Origin of the sequence: Butyrivibrio sp. AE3006 (genome assembly GCF_000424165.1) — a bacterium.
Classification (GTDB): Bacteria; Bacillota; Clostridia; order Lachnospirales; family Lachnospiraceae; genus Butyrivibrio.
Genome location: NZ_AUJJ01000028.1, coordinates 34,507 through 53,224 on the forward strand (window position 1 = coordinate 34,507; position 18,718 = coordinate 53,224).

An 18,718-nucleotide genomic window follows, 5' to 3' on the forward strand; every position below is an offset into this window, starting at 1 on the left:
ATGTATAATGTTGCCATGTTTAATAATATAAAGAAGACAATTTCATACGCCAGAAGGAATGGCATATCAGGTGCTGTGGTAGCTGCTGCAGAGAGAATTCATGATCAGAGAGCTGATAACTATACATTTGTGCCTGTTTCTGAAGAGGAACTTGAGCGGCAAAGGAAATGGTATCGCTCGATATTGAATGATTCTTCAAAATCAGTAAAGCTTCCTTTGATCAGCATACTTGTGCCATGCTATAACACTGATAAGAGATTTTTGTGTGATATGATCGAGTCAGTTAGGAATCAGACCTATGGAAAATGGGAGCTGATATTGGCAGAGGCTCCTGTAGACCGTCAAAAGGGCGATAAGATTCTGCAGGTATATCCACTTATGAAGACTATAGCAGGATATGCTGAGACAGACGGTAGAATAAAATACCTAAGACTTAAGACCAATGGAGGTATATCTGAGAACACAAATGCAGCTCTTGATAAAGCAAGAGGAGACTACATATCTCTTTTGGATCATGATGATACGCTAACACCGGATGCGTTATGCGAGGTGGCAATCACAGCCATAAGAAACTATCCAAAGCTTATATATTCTGATGAGGATAAGTGTGATGCTGAAGGAACTAAGTTTTTCCAACACCATAAGAAGCCTGCATTTAATGCAGATATGTTTCTTTCAAATAATTACATCTGTCATTTTACGACCATTCGTTCAGATGTTATGTTTCAGACAAGGTTCAGAGATGAGTATGACGGAGCTCAGGACTATGACCTTTTCCTAAGAGCTATAGGGGATACCATGTGGAGTCCCACTGCTTCAAGGCAGATAATTCACATCCCTAAGGTGTTATATCATTGGAGAAGCCATGATGCATCGACTTCTGCCAATCCTCAGAGTAAGACCTATGCTTATGAGGCCGGAAGGCGGGCTGTTAAGGACTTTTTGGATAATAACAAGATAGATGCATCGGTAAGTCACCTAAAGCACGTGGGATTTTATCGGGTAGAATACAAGGCTGATATTTTCGAAACCAGGAAGGATGTAGGCGTTATCGGCGGAAGACTTCTTGATAGAAGGGGACTTATAAAGGGCGGTAACTACAGAGACAGTGGGAAGGTCAGATTTGATAATCTTCCCAAGAATTACAGCGGCGGCTTTCAGCACAGAGCAGTTCTTCAGCAGGATACGGATGCAGTGGATCTCAGGTGCATGAGAATACGACCGGAACTCTCTGAAATCTATGAACAGATTTTTGGAGTGCCTTATCAGGATACTCTTGAAGGCAATCAGGTGGTATTTAGCGGCATCGGTGATGATGAAGAAATAAGAAGGAAATGCATTCTTTTCGGACAGGAAGTCAGAAAGATGGGATATAAGCTGCTGTGGGATCCGCAGTACGAGACCGTCATATAAAGAGAGGAAGTATTTTGCAAAGTAAAGTAACTATAGTTATTCCAAATTATAATGGAAAAAAGTATATGGACGACTGCCTTAGAAGTCTTGGGAAACAGACTATGAAGGCACCTGTTATTATCGTGGACAACGGCTCTGAGGACGGATCTGTGGATGCGGTTAAAGAGATGGCATCCAAAAAGCCCGGAAGATATCCGAAGCTTAAGTTTCTTGAGCTTCATGAGAACACAGGCTTTGCAAATGCGGTTAATGTGGGAATAAAAGCAGCTGATTCCGAATATGTGATACTTCTTAATAATGATACGGTATGCGAAGAGCGTATGACGGAGAAGCTTGTTCGTGCAATAGAGTCGCAAAAGAAGGTGTTTTCCGTTGGAGCGAAAATGCTCTCTATGAAAAACCCGGATGTTATTGATGATGCCGGGGATCTGTACTGTGCCCTTGGATGGGCCTTTTCACCTGCCAGAGATAAAAATAGCAAGAGCTATTCGAAGAGATGCGCTGTCACAACGGCCTGCGCCGGAGCAGCTATCTACAGAAAATATGTATTTGAGCAGATAGGATATTTTGATGAGGTTCATTTCTGCTATCTCGAAGATGTGGATGTTGGCTACAGGGCAAGGATATACGGCTATAAGAACCTTATGGAGCCTTCTGCAATAGTTTATCATGCAGGTAGTGGCACAAGCGGCTCCAGATACAACAAATTCAAAGAGGAGCTTACGGCATCCAACAATCTGTATTTTATATACAAGAATATGCCGGTGCTTCAGCTGATTTTTAACCTGCCGCTTTTGATAATCGGTGTTATTATCAAGCAGGTGTACTTTGCCAGAAAAGGTCTTGGTATGTCTTATGCTAAGGGGCTTTTGATGGGTATTAAGAAGATAATTAAACATTCAGACAGAAAGGTGCCGTTTTCACCCGGTAACCTCGGCAACTATTTCATATTGGAAGCCGAGCTACTTGTTAACTGTATTCGTAGACTTGCAGGGTGATTTGGTATAGAATAAATCTGATATGATTAAAGATAACCAGACAAATCTGAATAGAATTCATATTATTGGGGACGGATTTATAGTAGCTGGTTCTTATATACTGGCGTGGTATTTAAAGTTTGAGTCAGTATTTGCCAACGTCGCTCCAGATGTGGGTTACTTATCTATGGGGACATATTTTACTGCCCTCTATTTTTTGGTACCCGCATATCTTGTTTTATACAGCATGTTCAACCTTTACACCCCAAGACGTGCCACCAAGATGCGCTATGAGCTGTACAGTATCCTGCTGGCAAACGGTATCGGTGTAACAGGCTTCTTAGTAATTCTGTATATGATCAAGCAGGCACACTTCTCCCGTGTTATGATCGGGTATTTCTTTGTGCTGAATGTTGTATTCACCAGTCTTTCCAGACTTTTATTAAGAAAAATTCTGAGATATATCAGAAAAAGAGGCTATAACCTTAAGCACATTCTGCTTATTGGCTATTCGCGCTCAGCAGAGGGTTATATCAGCAGGATCAACAGTAATCCTCAGTGGGGATATGTTGTCAGCGGTATTCTTGATGACATGGTACCCATAGGCACCAGTTATCACGGTGTTAAGGTTATCGGTGAGATCGATATGTTATCAAGGTACCTTAGTGCCAACGAATATGATGAGATCACCATTACCCTTCCTCTGGACAGATACGACAAACTGGAGGAACTGGTTGCGATATGTGAGAGGTCAGGCGTACACACCAAGTTTATACCTGATTACACAAGCCTTTTTCCCAGTAACCCTTATACAGAGGATATTCTTGGACTGCCTGTTATCAATATCAGATATGTACCGCTTACTAACGGATTCAATGTTATTGTGAAGAGACTTACAGATATCATTGGTTCTTTAATTGCAATAATACTGTTTTCACCGGCTATGCTTTTTGCAACCATAGCAGTAAAGCTTTCAAGCCCTGGCCCTATTATTTTCAAGCAGGAGAGAGTAGGTCTCCACGGAAGACCTTTCATGATGTACAAGTTCCGCACCATGGAATGTCAGTCTGAGAAGGCAGAGAAAAAGGGATGGACTACCAAGGATGATCCCAGAGTTACTAAGATCGGAAGGATTTTAAGAAAAACAAGTATTGATGAGATGCCTCAGTTTTTCAATGTGCTTCTTGGAGATATGTCCCTTATTGGACCAAGACCTGAGAGACCTCAGTTCGTTGAAAAATTTAAAGGCGAAATCCCCAGATACATGGTTAAGCATCAGGTTCGTCCCGGAATAACCGGATGGGCGCAGATCAACGGCTACAGAGGCGATACTTCCATAAGAAAACGTATCGAATATGACATATATTATATAGAAAACTGGACCTTTGAATTTGATATAAGGATACTGCTTGGAACCTTTTTCCATGGCTTTGTTAATAAGAATGCATATTGAGTCTCTTCGACTTGTATAATTTGTCTTTTTATGGCAAAATAGGTCAGTGGAATATCAACTATAAAGGAGATTATACTGACATGTCGAATCGTGGTACCGACGGGCGCAGGAGAAGAAGAGGCAGGAAAAATACCAAGAAGGCATTTATCATCTTGGGAATAGAAGTAGTTGTACTGTTAATTCTGCTTTTTGTTGTATGGACTTTATTCGGAAGAATGAAGGTTGATAAAGTAGGAAAGATTAACCTCGATGAAGAAAAAATAGCCAGCAGTGTGAACAGCGGCGTCGAGGAGAATGAGGAGATGACCGGTTATAGGAATATTGCCCTGTTTGGTGTAGATTCCCGTGAAGGTGATCTTGATAAAAAGACCAGAAGCGATACCATAATCATCGCATCCATTAATAATGAGAATAACGAAATAAAGCTTGTTTCCGTTTACAGAGATACTTATCTTAATCTCAGTAACGATTCTTACAATAAATGTAATACAGCCTATGCTACAGGTGGCCCTGAGCAGGCAATATCCATGCTCAACATGAACCTTGACCTGGATATCACTGATTTTGTAACTATCGGCTTTGGTGGACTTACAGATGTTGTAAATGAGCTTGGCGGCGTTCAGATCAATATAGAAGAGAGTGAGATCACTCATCTTAACAACTATCAGTCCACAATGGCTGAGGAGCTTGGAATGAAATATACTCCTGTTACTGAGGTTGGACTTCAGACACTGGATGGTTTACAGGCAACAGCTTATTGCCGTATCAGATATACAGCAGGTGATGATTTCAGAAGAGCTGAGAGACAGAGAACGGTTCTCATGGCAATCCTTGATAAGGCAAAGACCGCAAGCCCTTCAGAGCTTGAGAACATTGCCGGCAAGATATTTGGTGAGACATATACCTCATTTGATCTTCAGGATATAATTGCATTATTGGGAAATGTTACCAAATATAATGTCGTTGCAAACGATGGATTCCCGACAGCAGATATGCGTACTACCGGAACAATGGGCAAGAAGGGCAGCTGTGTACTTCCTGTAACACTTGCTTCTAATGTACAGTGGCTTCACAATTTCCTGTTTGATGATACTGAATATGAGGTTTCATCAAGCGTTCAGGAATACAGTTCAAAGATAGCCGCTGATGTCAGTGAATATATCGGCGAATAAGTGGCAGATGATTTTGGGCCCCGGATTAGCCGGGGCCTTTTATAACGTTAGGAATAATATGCAAACAGTAGATGTAATAATACCTTCATACAAGCCGGGGCCTGAGTTTTCAATGCTCATTGATGAGCTTGAGAAGCAGGCTTATGCAGTAAATAAGATCATTATTATCAACACTGAGAAGAGATACTTTGTAGAACGTGCTGAAATAGTGGACACTGTGGCTAAATATGGCAATATTGAGGTCAGACATATTGATAAGTCTGAATTTGATCATGGTAATACCAGGAATTTTGGTGTCAGCCTTTCAAATGCTGACTTGTTTTTGATGATAACTCAGGATGCAATACCAAGAGACAATGCGCTCATTTCGCATCTTGTAAATGCGCTTCAGGATCCGGGAGTTGCTGCAGCTTATGCAAGGCAGTATCCCAAGGCCGATTGTAATCTGGCTGAGAGATACTCAAGGAAATTCAATTATCCTACGGAAGCTGTGCGCAAGACGATTAAGGATCTGCCGAGACTTGGAATAAAGACTTTCTTCTGCTCCAATGTTTGTGCAATGTACAGAAGAGATGTTTTTGACAAGGTCGGAGGCTTTTTGCACAAGGCTATTTTTAATGAAGATATGGTATTTGCAGGCAATGCAATGTATCAGGGCTATGCTATCTGCTATGTACCTGAGGCAGGAGTGATTCATTCACACAACTACTCATACATGCAGCAGTTTCGCAGGAATTTTGATCTCGGGGTTTCTCAGACAGATCATCCTGAGATTTTCGCCGGAATCAAATCAGAATCAGAAGGAAAGCGCATGGTTCGTGATACCATTCGCCATTTCAGACATATAGGTAAGTCTTATCTGGTGCCTGACTATGTGATAATGTGTTCCTTCAGATTACTTGGTTATAAGCTTGGACGGAATTACAAAAAGTTACCAAAAAAGCTTGTTAAGGCATGCTCTATGAATAAGTCTTACTGGAAATAAGACTTTGGGTTAGCAATGGGGGAAATATGGATACAAGACTTTCAGATGGTGATATAAAAAGTTGGGAAGAAGTTAGTCTTCTATATAATTCAGCGCTTAAACAGATCAATACCAAGCTTGAAATTCTCAATGATGAGTTTCAGGAGGTTCACAGGTATAATCCGATTGAGCATATCAAGTCAAGGATCAAGACGCCGGAGAGCATTGTTAAAAAGCTCAGAAGGCACGGATATGAATCCACCCTTGAGAATATGATCAAGTACGTTAATGATATAGCCGGAATACGTATTATCTGTTCGTTTACTTCTGATATATACAGAATCGCAGATATGATCAGCAATCAGCAGGATATAAAGGTTCTTACCATCAAGGATTACATTATGAATCCCAAGACCAGCGGATACAGAAGCTATCACATGATACTGGCTGTTCCGGTATATCTTTCCGACAGAATGGCTGATGTTAAGGTAGAAGTGCAGATACGTACTGTTGCCATGGACTTTTGGGCAAGTCTTGAGCATAAGATACAGTACAAATTCGAAACGAAGGCACCTGCCAGAATCAAAGCCCAGTTATTTGAGTGCGCCAAGATCGTTGCAGAACTGGACGAGAGAATGCTTTCGCTTAATGATGAGATTCAGTCTGTGAACACGCAGGATATAGAATAATCCCCATTAATGAGGAGTGCCCAGACACCTTTCGGCGCCCGGGCTATTATGAAAAAATTTATCTATCTTTCGGAGCTAATGTAAAATGCTTCATGTGTAAGGACTAATTCCTTAACACATTGTAAATTATAACAACCAATTATTAACAAATTATGAACATTCTTTAAACTTGCGGTTAATTCATACAAAAGATTAGATGAGCAAAACGAATTATTGTGCGAATTGCATAAATGATGTAATCTAGATACTGACTCATAATTGTTTGATGGGAGGGGCTATGGAAAACTTTATTAAGAGGCATACGGACAAAATCAGCGCGCAGGAGATGATAAAGGCCAATAATGCCGCTGAAGCAGCACATCGCGAGCAGATTGAGAAGCAGAACAAACAATATGAAGAGGAGATTGATGTTCTTAAGAAGAATGCTGACAAGCTCGAAGCACGCCTTGACAGTATTGAGGGGATTTTAAAGGATATTAAGGAGCCTAAAGCAACAAACGAAACATCCACCGGTGATCTTGACCGTGTTATTGACAGTATAAAAGAAGATATAGAAAAAAGAATGGACAAGACTGACGAAGCCACACATGATATCGGTGTGCGCATATATCGTAATGTCCAGGCTTCTGTTATTGATGAACAGAAAAAGCAGCTCGATGATATCAGAGAAGATCTTCATAAGCAGACAGATGCTATAAAAGGAGAATTCTCTGTGCTTTTAAGAAGGCTTGATACTACAAGAAATCAGCTTGAAGAGCAGTATCAGAACTCCAATAAATCAAATGGTAAAGGTGTTGTGCCTCTTTTGGTTATAGTTCTGCTTATCTCTTTGGGAGATCTTGTGTTCAACATATTAAGATTTTTAGGTTTGGTTTGATAAATGAGATTTAAAGGCAACAAAAAAATTCGAATAGGGTTATTTCAGGGCACAACAATTGCTGTTGTTATGTGGATAATTTTCTTATTGCCCGTATATTCACCTATAGAGCATGGCGCCAATAACATTTTCGAGGTTTCGTTAAACGGAGTGCATGTTGGAACACTTGCATCCGAACAGGCCGCGAAAAAGTGTTTAAGAGACGCTAGAAGGCAGTTTGCAAAGGGAAGTGAGGAATTAGTCCTTTCTGATGCTCAGCTCACTCTCGAGGGACGTGAGGTGCTTTTTGGAGAGGTTGACAGTAAAAAGACTGTCAGACAGAATATGCTCGATGTTTTAAAGAGCGACACAAAGACCACTCTTGAGAGAGCCTATACAGTAAAAATCAATAAGTTTATCGTGAATCTGGCCAGCAAGGATGATGTTTTTACACTTCTTCAGACCGCGATTGCAAAATATGATACTGAGAATTTATATAGTGTCGACCTTGTTACCGATAATGCAAGAGAGGTTAATGTACTTACCTCAGAAGTGGTTTCCACAGAAGAGGTAGAGGCTAAGGAGGAACAGATTAAGCTTCCTGAAGCCGGAATCGATCTTGCTATCAGCGAGATTTTCAATCAGATTAAGCCTCTTACAGAGGAAAAGAGCTTTGAGGATTATAAGCTTGGACTTATGAACATCGATTTTGGTGACAAGATAGAGGTGGTTGAAAGTTATCTTCCGCTTTCAGAGATAACAGATGTTCAGACCGCCATCGATGAAGTTACCAAGGATCAGGAGACCAATCAGATATATGAGATCCAGAGCGGTGATACACTTGGACTTATTGCAGAGAAGTTTGGACTTTCTCTGGATGATCTGGTGGCAATGAATGAGACAATAGACACTCCGGAATCCATGATTCGTGTGGGTGATGAGATTATAGTAACTGTTCCGGAGCCTGAGCTTTCTGTAGTTTATACTAAGCAGGAATACTATGAGGAAGATTATGAAGCTGATGTAATATACATTGATAATGACTCATGGTACACCACAAGACAGGAAGTTGTTCAGGAACCTTCTGCGGGACATCGTAAGGTAGTAGCACTTGTAAACTATGAGAATAACGGTGAGACCGGACGAGATATTCAAAAAGAAGAAGTTACTTACGAAGCTGTAGCAAAGATTGTAGAACGAGGAACAATCGTACCTCCTACATATATAAAGCCTATTTCCGGCGGACGCCTGTCCTCTGGATTTGGAAGACGTTCAGCACCTACCAAGGGAGCAAGTACCTATCATAAGGGAATTGACTGGGCTACTCCTGTAGGAACTGCGGTAATGGCTTCCAATGGAGGCGTAGTAACAAGAGCCGGATGGGGCAGAGGATATGGATATGTAATCTATATCAGACATTCCGATGGCAGAGAGACCAGATATGGTCACCTTTCCAAGATACTTGTGAGCGTTGGACAGTCCGTCTCCCAGGGACAGAAGATCGCTCTTAGCGGTAATACCGGTGTAAGTACGGGAGCACATCTCCACTTTGAGATCCTTATTAACGGATCACAGGTAAATCCGCTTAATTACTTGAACTGACGGTTTTTATTTTACAAAGTTATATATTTGTGGTATAACAATAGCCGTTAGCAATTTATGGGGAGAGTTTATTGACTAGGAAGTTCACAAATTTGTGAATGTAGTAGAGATTATATGGAAAAATACGTAATAAAGGGCGGTATACCGCTCGTTGGTGAAGTTGAAATAGGTGGAGCCAAGAATGCTGCACTTCCGATTCTTGCCGCTGCGACAATGTCTGATGAGACAGTTTATATCGACAATATGCCCGATGAAGCTGATACAAATGTAATGCTTCAGGCTATGCAGAGCATAGGCGTTATTGTCGAGCGTACAGGTCGTCATTCAGTTAAAATCAATGCTTCACATGTAAGTGACTATAGAATAGAGAACGAGTATATCAAGAAGATCAGAGCTTCTTACTATATGATTGGAGCTTTTCTTGGAAAGTATAACAATGCTCAGGTTGTATTACCCGGTGGCTGTAATATAGGTCTTAGACCTATCGATCAGCATATCAAGGGCTTTACCGCTCTTGGAGCTAATGTAACAATCGAGCACGGAATGATCAGTGCAAGGGCTGAGAAGCTCGTTGCAAGTCATATATATCTTGATATAGCCAGTGTTGGTGCCACCATCAATATCATGATGGCTGCAGCAATGGCAGAGGGTAAGACTATTATTGAGAATGCTGCAAAAGAGCCTCATGTAGTAGATCTTGCCAACTTCCTTAACAGTATGGGAGCTGATATCAAGGGTGCAGGTACTGATGTTATCAGAATCAGAGGTGTTGAGAGACTTCACGGTACGGAATATACTATTATTCCCGACCAGATCGAGGCAGGCACCTTCATGATGATAGCAGCTGCCACTAAGGGCGATATTACTATTAAAAATGTTATTCCCAAGCACTTAGAGTCTATCAGCGCCAAGCTTATAGAGATGGGCTGCCAGGTACTTGAGTCTGATGATGCAGTAAGAGTTGTTGCCACCAAGAGAATGCGCAATGCTCATGTTAAGACTCTTCCTTATCCCGGATATCCCACAGACATGCAGCCGCAGATTACAGTTGTTCTCGGGCTTGCCAGTGGTATCAGTCTTGTGACAGAGTCACTTTTTGAAAACAGATTTAAATATGTTGATGAGCTTACCAGAATGGGAGCCAATATCAAAGTAGAGGGAAGCACAGCCATTATTGAAGGTGTTGATAAATACACCGGAGCTGAAGTTGCAGCACCTGACCTTAGAGCAGGAGCAGCCCTTGTAATAGCAGGTCTTACTGCAGAAGGATTTACTACTGTAGAAGAGATCAGATATATCGAAAGAGGCTATGAGGACTTTGATGTGAAGCTCAGGGAGCTGGGAGCACAGATCACTAAGGTAGATACCGACAGAGATATTCAGAAGTTTAAACTTAAATTTGCATAATTAAAAAGAAAAGCCATACCTTCGTCTAGAGGGTGTGGCTTTTATAGTATCTGTTCTATATGGAGATCCGGATGCTGTGTCAGATCCACGTAGTCCGAACCAATCTTTAACGTCGGTCTCGACAAATGATCCCTGTTAATAAAGATTATTTCGCCTTCCTGCCCGTTGTTTAACCGAACCTTGTTCAGAAGATAGGTATTAACAATGTTTTGAAGGAATGTCATTATGGCGTTGGTATCGTATCGCTGAAGACCTTCAGATTCAAATAACTCAATAGCCAAAAACGGACATAGAGGATCTCTGTAAACTCTGGCAGAGGTCATTGCATCATATACGTCCGCAATCGATACGATTTTTGCATAATAATCGATTTGAGGTCCCTTTAAATGAGCAGGATACCCGGATCCATCGCATCTTTCATGATGCATAAGGGCGGCATTTTTAACATGATCGCTGACATCCAGATCGGTAAGTACCATATATCCCTGTGCCGGGTGGGTCTGTACCACCACATATTCATCTGAAGTCAGGTTTGTGGGCTTTGTGATGATTTCACTGGGGATCATCAGTTTTCCGATATCATGCAAAAGACCTGCCTCAGTCAAAACCTCGATGTCGTCATCACTCATTCTCAGCCATTGTCCCATAATATTGCATATCATGGCCACACTTACGCAGTGAACATAAGTTGCATCGTCATAACGACGAAGGCTGTGAAGCATATCCAAAATATTCGAAGGATTGTTACCTTTATGCATAAGTGCATAAATGGGAGACATCACTTCCTCGAGACTGAAGTTTTCTTTATCGTTAATGAGATCGTCTATACCGGATTTGAATTTCTGGGAGCAGTTTTCGAAATCCTGCTTAAACTCCTTGAATTCAGCGGTTTCGCGAAGCCTTGATGCGTATGAACCGTCTGAGCTGTCAGTGGGCATATTATCTAATGATTCATCATAATCTTCAACAAGGACATTTGCGACAGAATAAAAAGACAGCTTGGTGATTGCCTGATTATCAAGGACTGTTCCTTTAGGCAACACAAGCTGATTATTGTCATAAGAATATACATTGTCCGACAGGATCATGCCGGGAATGAGTTTTTTGGTGATCAACCTTTTCATAGGTGCCTCGCAGACAATAAATATTCAGCATTTATACAATAATTTTATGATATTGCGCTGACAAAAGTCAATAAAGGCACCTACACCAGGTATTAAAAAATGATTAAGAAAATATAAATGAAGGCTTTGTTATTATGCTTCCTGTCTCTTTGCAGAAACAATGGTAGCATTCTTAATGATGGGACTTAACTTCTTATATACTGCTACGGTAACACCGGTGATGATGCCGCCCTTTAAGAGGTTAAGAGGTGCAACTGCGAAAAGAACAAATGTAAGCATGTTGTTGATTGAAGGATTCACAGCTGTTCCCATAGCGATAAGTGAATCAACAGGCATTCCGTAAAGTGCTGCAAATGCAGGAAGTAGATAGAATGCATTTAATGAGCTTCCTACGATTGTGATAATAAGAGTTCCTGTAAGGCAGGAGATCATTGCCATCTTACGTGTCTTCTTAAACAGATAAATGATAGAAGCAGGAAGTACATAGCTGCAGCCTACGATAAAGTTGGCAAGCTCGCCTACGAATGCGGTTGTTGTTCCGTTGATTACAAGATTAAGAAGAATCTTGATGAACTCGATGAGCACGCCAGTCATAGGACCAAAAGCAAATGCACCGACTACTGCAGGAAGATCGGAAAGATCGATCTTATAAAAGCTGGGTGCGAAGAATACCGGAATCTCAAAAATCATCAGGATTGCGGAGATTGCGGAAAACAGTCCGATTATTACAACTTTACGGGTTGTAAGAGCGGAACCGTCATCACCGGTCTTTTTAGCAACAAGCTTTTCAGCTACCTTTGCTACGACAAACATTGCAGCGATAAGAAGCAGAAATACAACAACGTATCCTGCGTTGTCTGCAATTGAAGTTAATAGGTTGTTTTTCATTGGTTTTTCCTCCTTAGATTGTCGGGGAGGATTAGAAAAAGATTAATCGCGTAATAAAACTAGACATATAACGACATCTTCTACCATCCAGACTATACTGTCGGTTTTGGATTCACACCAAATCGGCCGCCGTAGCGGTTCGCGGACTTGCCCTCAGATGAGCTTCTCACCTGGGTATCACCGCCGGTAGGGAATTGCACCCCGCCCCGAAGATATTATTTACAAACACAATAATATTTCATCAAATCAAATTCGTCAATAGGGGTATAACTTGCATTTTGATGATTTCTGCAATATTCTGATTATATGAATACAATATTAGAAACATTTTCAGCTGAAGAGACTTTTGCATTTGGCAAAAGAATAGGCGAGACCGCAGAACCCGGGATGGTATATACCCTCGTGGGTGATCTTGGCGTGGGAAAAACCGTCTTAACCCAGGGCGTTGCAGCCGGTCTTGGAATCGAGGGCCCCGTAAACAGCCCTACTTTTACAATATTACAGGTTTACGATCAGGGCAGAATACCCTTCTATCATTTTGATGTCTACAGAATCGGTGATGCCAGTGAGATGGACGAGATTGGGTATGAGGATTATTTTTATGGGCAAGGCCTGTGCTTCATAGAATGGGCCAATCTTATAGAAGAAATATTGCCTGAAAAATACATGGAAATAACAATCGAAAAGGATTTAAGGAAAGGAACAGACTATCGCCGCATAACCCTTGAGACGATAGATAACAGATAAAATGAAGATTATTTCACTGGATACCTCAGGGCTTGTCTGCACTGTAGCAGTTACAGAGGATGACAGACTATTATCTGAGTTTTCAATTCAGCATAAAATAACACATTCAGAGCTCCTTCTTCCTATGATGGAGCAGATAAAAGAGAGGCTTTCACTTGATCTTAGTACTGTTGATGCAATAGCTGTATCAGCGGGTCCCGGATCATTTACAGGCCTTAGAATCGGTGTGGCAACAGCGAAAGGACTTTGCCTTGCGCTGAATAAGCCCCTTATAGCAGTGCCTACATTGGACGCTTTGGCATACAACCTTTATGGCAATGAGAATATTATCTGTCCCATGATGGATGCCAGAAGAAGTCAGGTCTATACGGGAATCTATACCTTTGTTCCGGAAAAAGAAAATGAAGATCAGCACGAAGTTTTCTATAAGATGAAGACTCTCATGCCGCAGGCAGCCATGTCCGTTGCAGACATAGCAGACAGGCTCAATCAGATTGGCAAAAGAGTTGTCCTTCTTGGGGATGGAATCCCTGTTTACAGAGATAAACTTGACGATCTTCTTAAGGTTGATTACATTCTTGCACCGCCTCTTGCCAACAGGCAGCGTGCTGCAGCTCTTTCTGTTCTTGCAGCGGAGTATTTCAGAAAAGGCAAGATTGCAGATACTGACAGCTTTGCTCCCGAATACTTAAGGGCATCACAGGCAGAGCGAGAAGCAAAAGAGAAAAAGGCTAATGCCGTTAAGATAAGAGAGATGAGCGCAGAGGACATCACAGATGCTGCCACTTTAGAAGCTGCTAGTCTTGGAAAAGAAGCCTGGACCGAGAAGCAGCTACTTGAAGCCTGCACTCGTGATGACACGGTTTATATTGTTGCAGAAAAAGCAGGTAGAGTAGTCGGCCTTTGCGGAGTAAGGAATATTTCAGGCGAGGGTGATATTACCAATGTTTCAGTGTCAGTAGAGCTTCGCAGCACTGGGATTGGATACTTGATGCTTACTGAGCTTTTGAAAAAGGCAGAAGGCATCGGATGCAGGGATTTTACCCTCGAAGTTCGCGAACAGAATCAGCCTGCAAGGAAGCTTTATGAGAAGCTTGGCTTTGTTAATGAAGGAATACGTCCGAATTTCTATGATGATCCGGACGATAATGCAGTAATTTATTGGAAGAGAAATACGAATGATTGATGTTTGTTTACTTGGAACCGGCGGAATGATGCCGCTTCCGAACAGATTTTTAACCGCACTTATGGTGCGATATAACGGAAAAAGCATACTGGTTGACTGCGGAGAGGGAACACAGATTGCCCTCAGGAAATCAGGATGGAGTCCCAAGCCCATAGATGTTATCTGCTTTACGCATTACCACGCAGATCATATTTCAGGACTCCCCGGAATGCTTCTTACAATGGGTAATGCGGAGAGAACGGAGCCCCTTCTTTTGGTTGGCCCCAAAGGGCTCCAGCGCGTAGTAAAGGCTTTGCGGACAATAGCTCCGGAGCTGCCTTTTGAGATTCAGTACCATGAAATAGAAGGGGATAGCGATGAATTCACACTCCCCGGAATGAATGAATTCAGAATTAAAGCCTTTAAGGTAAATCACAATATTTTATGCTACGGCTATACCATGCATCTTGATCGCATAGGCAAATTTGATGTGGAGAGGGCAAAAGCTTCGGGAATCGAAATGAAGTTCTGGAACAGACTTCAGAAGGGCGAGACTATAACCACAGACGATGGCAAAGTTTTCACCCCGGATATGGTTCTTGGCGAGCAGAGAAAAGGAATCCATCTAACCTATGTGACAGATTCAAGACCAACGGACAGTATCGCGGAAAATGCCGAAGGCTCTGATCTTTTCATATGTGAAGGCATGTATGGTGAAGAGGATAAGCTTCAAAAGGCAAGAGAAAACAAGCATATGACTATGTATGAGGCAGCAGAACTGGCTAAAAAGGCACAGGTGGAGCAGATGTGGCTTACACATTACAGCCCTTCACTTGTTAATCCCAAAGAATATCTGCCAAAGGTAAAGGATATTTTCAAGAACTCTGTTGCAACAAAAGATGGAAGAGTAATAACCTTGAGATTTGAAGAAGACTAAAGCATAGAAATTAACGGAATTAGGACGACATGTAGGAGGGGTATATGGACGATTCCAAAAAGAACGCTATTATAAAAGCTGTTATTTTGATGGTTCTGTTTGCTGCAGTTATACTGGGCATTTTTGTCATAGTAAATAGAGGTAGAAGCAGTACCAACAGCACTACTGAAGATCAGGAACTTACTGAGGTTCAGAAGATCACCACTACGGACCTGTCCAAGACCTATCCCAAAACACCTGCCACCGTTGCGGATCTGTACATACGTATAATGAAGGTAATGTACAAGCAGACCTACACTGATGAAGAGTTTAACCAGATGGCAGACGTAATGAAGGGTATTTTTGATGACGATCTTATTGCGAATCAGTCCAACTGGCCTCAAAGCCTTAAGGATGAGGTAGATCAAAAAAAGGAAGAGGACTATTCCATTTCCAAATATGAAGTCCTTTCAAATGACATCGAAGAAACCAAAGAAACCGGTGAAGAAATAGCAAACGTCCTTGCCAAGGTTTATTTAAGGCACGGAACCCATACAAATATATACAACTATCTTTTTGTACTTAGAAAAGATGCCAATAAAAACTGGAAAATCCTCGGGTGGACAGTATCAGAAGTAAAGGATACGGAAGCGAATTAATATGGATAACAATCATGAAAACATCAAACGCCGTACCGATGAGGACGGCGTAATATTTATGTCAATCAAAAATGAACAGACTGAAGCTTTGCAGGAATCAAAAGATGAAGATATTAACATTCTTGCTATCGAAAGCAGCTGCGATGAGACCGCTGCGGCAGTAGTCAGAAACGGAAGAGAAGTTCTTTCTAATATCATATCTTCTCAGATTGCACTTCATACTGTTTATGGCGGAGTTGTGCCAGAAATAGCATCCCGCAAGCATGTGGAGAAGATCAATGTCTGTGTGAGAGCTGCATTAAGTGAGGCAGGAATGACTCTTGATGACATTGACGTTATTGCAGTTACCTACGGCCCCGGGCTTGTAGGCGCTCTTCTTGTTGGTGTATCTGAAGCAAAAGCTTTAAGCTTTGCAACAGGTAAACCTCTTGTTGGCGTACATCACATAGAAGGACATATCTGCGCCAATTATATAGAATATAAAGAGCTTGAGCCGCCATTCATGTGCCTTGTTGCATCAGGCGGACACTCTCATCTTGTCTATGTAAAAGATTACGGAGAATATGACATAATCGGCCAGACCAGAGATGATGCGGCAGGAGAAGCTTTTGATAAAGTCGCAAGAGCCATAGGTCTTGGATACCCCGGAGGCCCCAAGGTGGACAAAGCTGCAAGAGAGGGAAATCCCGATGCCATCGCATTTCCCAGAGCCAAAACCTCAGAAAAATCCTATGACTTTAGCTTCAGCGGCTTAAAGTCTGCGGTTCTCAACTACCTTAATCAGGCAGAGATGAAGGGTGAAGAAATTAATAAAAATGACGTGGCAGCATCCTTCCAAAAAGCGGTTGTAGATGTTTTAACTGAGCACACAATGGAAGCTGCCGAAGAATATAAATGTAAAAAAGTCGCAATAGCAGGCGGAGTTGCATCCAATACAGCACTTAGAGAGAGACTGGAAGCAGAATGCGAAAAACGAGGAATGACTTTCTATAGGCCTGCACCTGTACTTTGCACGGATAATGCAGCCATGATAGGTGCCGCAGGCTACTACGAGTACCTAAAAGGTAACCGTGCAGGAATGGATCTTAATGCTGTTCCCAATCTACCCCTTGGAGACAGAGAACGCAGATATCATGGAAGAAGCAGTAACTAATCTTTTTATAGATTTATGTTAAGGAGATTCTCATTGAAAACAACAGCGATAGTGCTTGCTGCAGGAAGCGGCAGCAGAATGCAAAGCGGCGTAAAAAAACAGTATATGGAAATATGCGGTTCGCCGCTTCTTCTGTATTCTTTAAAAGCTTTTGAAAACAGTTTTATAGATGAAATAATATTAGTACTTCCCGAGAGTGACATACAGCAGGTAAAAGAAGATATAATAGATCCTGCCGGCTTTTCCAAAATAAAGGCCATAGTCGCCGGAGGAAGTACAAGATATCATAGTGTACGTTTAGGACTCCTTGCAGCCTCAAGAGATACTGAGGCTGTTTTTATTCATGATGGCGCAAGACCTTTCATAGATGATGAGATTCTCGATCGTGCTTTGTCCGCTGTAAAAGAATATGGTGCATGCGTTGTGGGTATGCCTGTAAAGGATACCATCAAGATTGCCGATGAAAACGGATTTGCTGCTACAACTCCCGACAGAGACAAGACCTGGCTCATTCAGACACCACAGGTTTTTCTCTATCCTGAGATATTAGAGCTCTATGAAAAGCTTGCTGCTGAAGAAGAAAGACTTCTTTCAGAAGGGGTAAATATTACCGATGATGCCATGGTTATGGAAACTTTTGGTACCAGAAAGGTAAAACTTATAAAGGGGTCTTATGACAATATAAAAATCACTACACCTGAGGATTTGACCCTTGCGGAATCCATTATAAATAAGAAACTATAAAATTATTAAAAATTTTCAAAAATTAATATTGACAAAGGTTTACTACGTTGTTATTATAATTATCGCGCTGTGCGTTGAAGCCCAACAAACAGTAGCCGATATAGTGTTTGGAGCGATATCGAAGCGGTCATAACGAGGCGGTCTTGAAAACCGTTTGGCGGCAACGCCACGAGGGTTCGAATCCCTCTCGCTCCGCTCAAAATTGAAGAGTGAAGAATTAAAGTCAACACTTTTGCAGAAGTACTCAAGAGGTTGAAGAGACACCCCTGGAAAGGGTGCAGGTCGTTAACAGCGGCGCGAGGGTTCAAATCCCTCCTTCTGCGGTCCTCATCAGTAACATCGATGAGATGCACTTTGACAATGGAATAGTAATGCAACCCTGAAAATTCCAAACAGCATTGAGAAGAGCAAAATCAATCAGGGATAGCTCGTGCAAGTTTACTTGCTAAGAGCTATACATGAATGATTTTATTTTGCGAAAGCAAAAGATTGGGAAACGCGAAGCGTTTCGCAATACCGGCTCTGATCAATAACGAATATTCAGAGAACAAAACAAACCTAACAAGGTAAAAACGGACAGAACAAAGCCAAGCTTTAGTTCTGGTCAGACGAACGATCCAGTCACTTTAAGTGATTAGATAGATTTTAAACGTGAGAGTTCGATCCTGGCTCAGGATGAACGCTGGCGGCGTGCCTAACACATGCAAGTCGAACGGAGATTTAACGCTGATGAGGCTTCGGCGGAATCTTGTTAAATCTTAGTGGCGGACGGGTGAGTAACGCGTGGGC

17 protein-coding genes, 2 tRNA genes, 1 rRNA gene and 1 riboswitch are annotated in these 18,718 nt (G+C 41.8%); of the genes, 18 read left to right on the top strand and 2 right to left on the bottom strand.

Features of this window, described 5'->3' with window-relative positions:
• Positions 1–15 precede the first annotated feature (15 nt).
• The 9 genes from G603_RS20525 (at position 16) to G603_RS0114250 (ending at position 10,533) form a co-directional block, all read left to right on the top strand.
• Positions 16–1,413, top strand: coding sequence for a glycosyltransferase family 2 protein (locus G603_RS20525; RefSeq protein ID WP_196808083.1), 1,398 nt, complete (start codon positions 16–18; stop codon positions 1,411–1,413).
• Positions 1,414–1,427: 14 nt separating this feature from the next.
• Positions 1,428–2,411, top strand: coding sequence for a glycosyltransferase family 2 protein (locus G603_RS0114215; protein ID WP_026670646.1), 984 nt, complete (start codon positions 1,428–1,430; stop codon positions 2,409–2,411).
• 22 nt (positions 2,412–2,433) lie between these two features.
• Positions 2,434–3,843, top strand: coding sequence for an undecaprenyl-phosphate glucose phosphotransferase (locus G603_RS0114220; protein ID WP_026524584.1), 1,410 nt, complete (start codon positions 2,434–2,436; stop codon positions 3,841–3,843).
• 80 nt (positions 3,844–3,923) lie between these two features.
• Positions 3,924–5,015 (top strand): LCP family protein, encoded by a 1,092-nt coding sequence (locus G603_RS20530; protein ID WP_035793397.1) that lies wholly within the window; start codon positions 3,924–3,926, stop codon positions 5,013–5,015.
• Positions 5,016–5,073: 58 nt separating this feature from the next.
• Positions 5,074–6,000: a glycosyltransferase family 2 protein gene (locus tag G603_RS0114230; protein WP_026670647.1), complete on the top strand. Its 927-nt coding sequence runs from the start codon at positions 5,074–5,076 to the stop codon at positions 5,998–6,000.
• Positions 6,001–6,026: 26 nt separating this feature from the next.
• The gene (locus G603_RS0114235) at positions 6,027–6,668 is read left to right on the top strand and encodes a GTP pyrophosphokinase (protein WP_035793384.1); all 642 of its coding nucleotides are present in this window, start codon (positions 6,027–6,029) and stop codon (positions 6,666–6,668) included.
• A gap of 277 nt (positions 6,669–6,945) precedes the next feature.
• Entirely contained in the window at positions 6,946–7,545 is a 600-nt protein-coding gene (locus G603_RS0114240) for a hypothetical protein (RefSeq protein ID WP_026670649.1), read from the top strand.
• Between the two features lie 87 nt (positions 7,546–7,632).
• The gene (locus G603_RS0114245; protein ID WP_242829634.1) at positions 7,633–9,126 is read left to right on the top strand and encodes a M23 family metallopeptidase; all 1,494 of its coding nucleotides are present in this window, start codon (positions 7,633–7,635) and stop codon (positions 9,124–9,126) included.
• A gap of 114 nt (positions 9,127–9,240) precedes the next feature.
• Positions 9,241–10,533 (top strand): UDP-N-acetylglucosamine 1-carboxyvinyltransferase, encoded by a 1,293-nt coding sequence (locus tag G603_RS0114250; protein ID WP_026524579.1) that lies wholly within the window; start codon positions 9,241–9,243, stop codon positions 10,531–10,533.
• A gap of 41 nt (positions 10,534–10,574) precedes the next feature.
• Here G603_RS0114250 and G603_RS0114255 read toward each other — a convergent pair whose 3' ends face one another.
• Both G603_RS0114255 and G603_RS0114260 read right to left on the bottom strand, forming a co-directional pair.
• The gene (locus tag G603_RS0114255) at positions 10,575–11,657 is read right to left on the bottom strand and encodes an HD-GYP domain-containing protein (RefSeq protein ID WP_026670651.1); all 1,083 of its coding nucleotides are present in this window, start codon (positions 11,655–11,657) and stop codon (positions 10,575–10,577) included.
• A gap of 132 nt (positions 11,658–11,789) precedes the next feature.
• Positions 11,790–12,545 carry an ECF transporter S component gene (locus G603_RS0114260; RefSeq protein ID WP_026670652.1) on the bottom strand — a complete coding sequence of 252 codons (756 nt, stop codon included), beginning with the start codon at positions 12,543–12,545 and terminating at the stop codon, positions 11,790–11,792.
• Between the two features lie 71 nt (positions 12,546–12,616).
• Positions 12,617–12,763, bottom strand: a riboswitch (FMN riboswitch).
• Between the two features lie 88 nt (positions 12,764–12,851).
• On the opposite strand from G603_RS0114260, the gene tsaE reads away from it, so the two are divergent.
• From tsaE to G603_RS0114305, 9 genes are all read left to right on the top strand, one after another.
• Complete coding sequence (gene tsaE, locus G603_RS0114265) at positions 12,852–13,292, top strand: tRNA (adenosine(37)-N6)-threonylcarbamoyltransferase complex ATPase subunit type 1 TsaE (RefSeq protein ID WP_026670653.1); 441 nt, start codon at positions 12,852–12,854, stop codon at positions 13,290–13,292.
• 1 nt (position 13,293) lies between these two features.
• On the top strand, positions 13,294–14,478 hold the full coding sequence (gene tsaB, locus G603_RS22090) for a tRNA (adenosine(37)-N6)-threonylcarbamoyltransferase complex dimerization subunit type 1 TsaB (protein ID WP_026670654.1): 1,185 nt from the start codon (positions 13,294–13,296) through the stop codon (positions 14,476–14,478).
• Entirely contained in the window at positions 14,471–15,394 is a 924-nt protein-coding gene (locus tag G603_RS0114275) for a ribonuclease Z (protein WP_026670655.1), read from the top strand. The genes tsaB and G603_RS0114275 overlap by 8 nt, the downstream gene beginning before the upstream one ends.
• A 44-nt stretch (positions 15,395–15,438) precedes the next feature.
• The gene (locus tag G603_RS0114280) at positions 15,439–16,032 is read left to right on the top strand and encodes a DUF6715 family protein (protein ID WP_026524575.1); all 594 of its coding nucleotides are present in this window, start codon (positions 15,439–15,441) and stop codon (positions 16,030–16,032) included.
• 58 nt (positions 16,033–16,090) lie between these two features.
• The gene (gene tsaD, locus G603_RS0114285; protein WP_051207916.1) at positions 16,091–17,185 is read left to right on the top strand and encodes a tRNA (adenosine(37)-N6)-threonylcarbamoyltransferase complex transferase subunit TsaD; all 1,095 of its coding nucleotides are present in this window, start codon (positions 16,091–16,093) and stop codon (positions 17,183–17,185) included.
• Between the two features lie 33 nt (positions 17,186–17,218).
• Positions 17,219–17,929, top strand: coding sequence for a 2-C-methyl-D-erythritol 4-phosphate cytidylyltransferase (gene ispD, locus G603_RS0114290; protein WP_026670657.1), 711 nt, complete (start codon positions 17,219–17,221; stop codon positions 17,927–17,929).
• Positions 17,930–18,038: 109 nt separating this feature from the next.
• Positions 18,039–18,124: transfer RNA gene (locus G603_RS0114295), tRNA-Ser, on the top strand.
• Positions 18,125–18,163: 39 nt separating this feature from the next.
• A tRNA-Ser gene (locus G603_RS0114300) sits at positions 18,164–18,252 on the top strand.
• A 324-nt stretch (positions 18,253–18,576) separates the two neighbouring features.
• Positions 18,577–18,718 (top strand): 16S ribosomal RNA (locus G603_RS0114305); the annotation flags it as partial.

Coding starts and splice junctions, on each gene's coding strand:
- G603_RS0114275 (WP_026670655.1), top strand. CDS start 14,471: ATGATTGATGTTTGTTTACTTGGAACCGGCGGAATGATGCCGCTTCCG.
- G603_RS0114260 (WP_026670652.1), bottom strand. CDS start 12,545: ATGAAAAACAACCTATTAACTTCAATTGCAGACAACGCAGGATACGTT.
- tsaD (WP_051207916.1), top strand. CDS start 16,091: ATGTCAATCAAAAATGAACAGACTGAAGCTTTGCAGGAATCAAAAGAT.
- G603_RS0114230 (WP_026670647.1), top strand. CDS start 5,074: ATGCAAACAGTAGATGTAATAATACCTTCATACAAGCCGGGGCCTGAG.
- G603_RS0114255 (WP_026670651.1), bottom strand. CDS start 11,657: ATGAAAAGGTTGATCACCAAAAAACTCATTCCCGGCATGATCCTGTCG.
- G603_RS0114240 (WP_026670649.1), top strand. CDS start 6,946: ATGGAAAACTTTATTAAGAGGCATACGGACAAAATCAGCGCGCAGGAG.
- G603_RS0114220 (WP_026524584.1), top strand. CDS start 2,434: ATGATTAAAGATAACCAGACAAATCTGAATAGAATTCATATTATTGGG.
- G603_RS20525 (WP_196808083.1), top strand. CDS start 16: ATGTTTAATAATATAAAGAAGACAATTTCATACGCCAGAAGGAATGGC.
- G603_RS0114250 (WP_026524579.1), top strand. CDS start 9,241: ATGGAAAAATACGTAATAAAGGGCGGTATACCGCTCGTTGGTGAAGTT.
- G603_RS0114235 (WP_035793384.1), top strand. CDS start 6,027: ATGGATACAAGACTTTCAGATGGTGATATAAAAAGTTGGGAAGAAGTT.
- G603_RS0114280 (WP_026524575.1), top strand. CDS start 15,439: ATGGACGATTCCAAAAAGAACGCTATTATAAAAGCTGTTATTTTGATG.
- tsaE (WP_026670653.1), top strand. CDS start 12,852: ATGAATACAATATTAGAAACATTTTCAGCTGAAGAGACTTTTGCATTT.
- G603_RS20530 (WP_035793397.1), top strand. CDS start 3,924: ATGTCGAATCGTGGTACCGACGGGCGCAGGAGAAGAAGAGGCAGGAAA.
- tsaB (WP_026670654.1), top strand. CDS start 13,294: ATGAAGATTATTTCACTGGATACCTCAGGGCTTGTCTGCACTGTAGCA.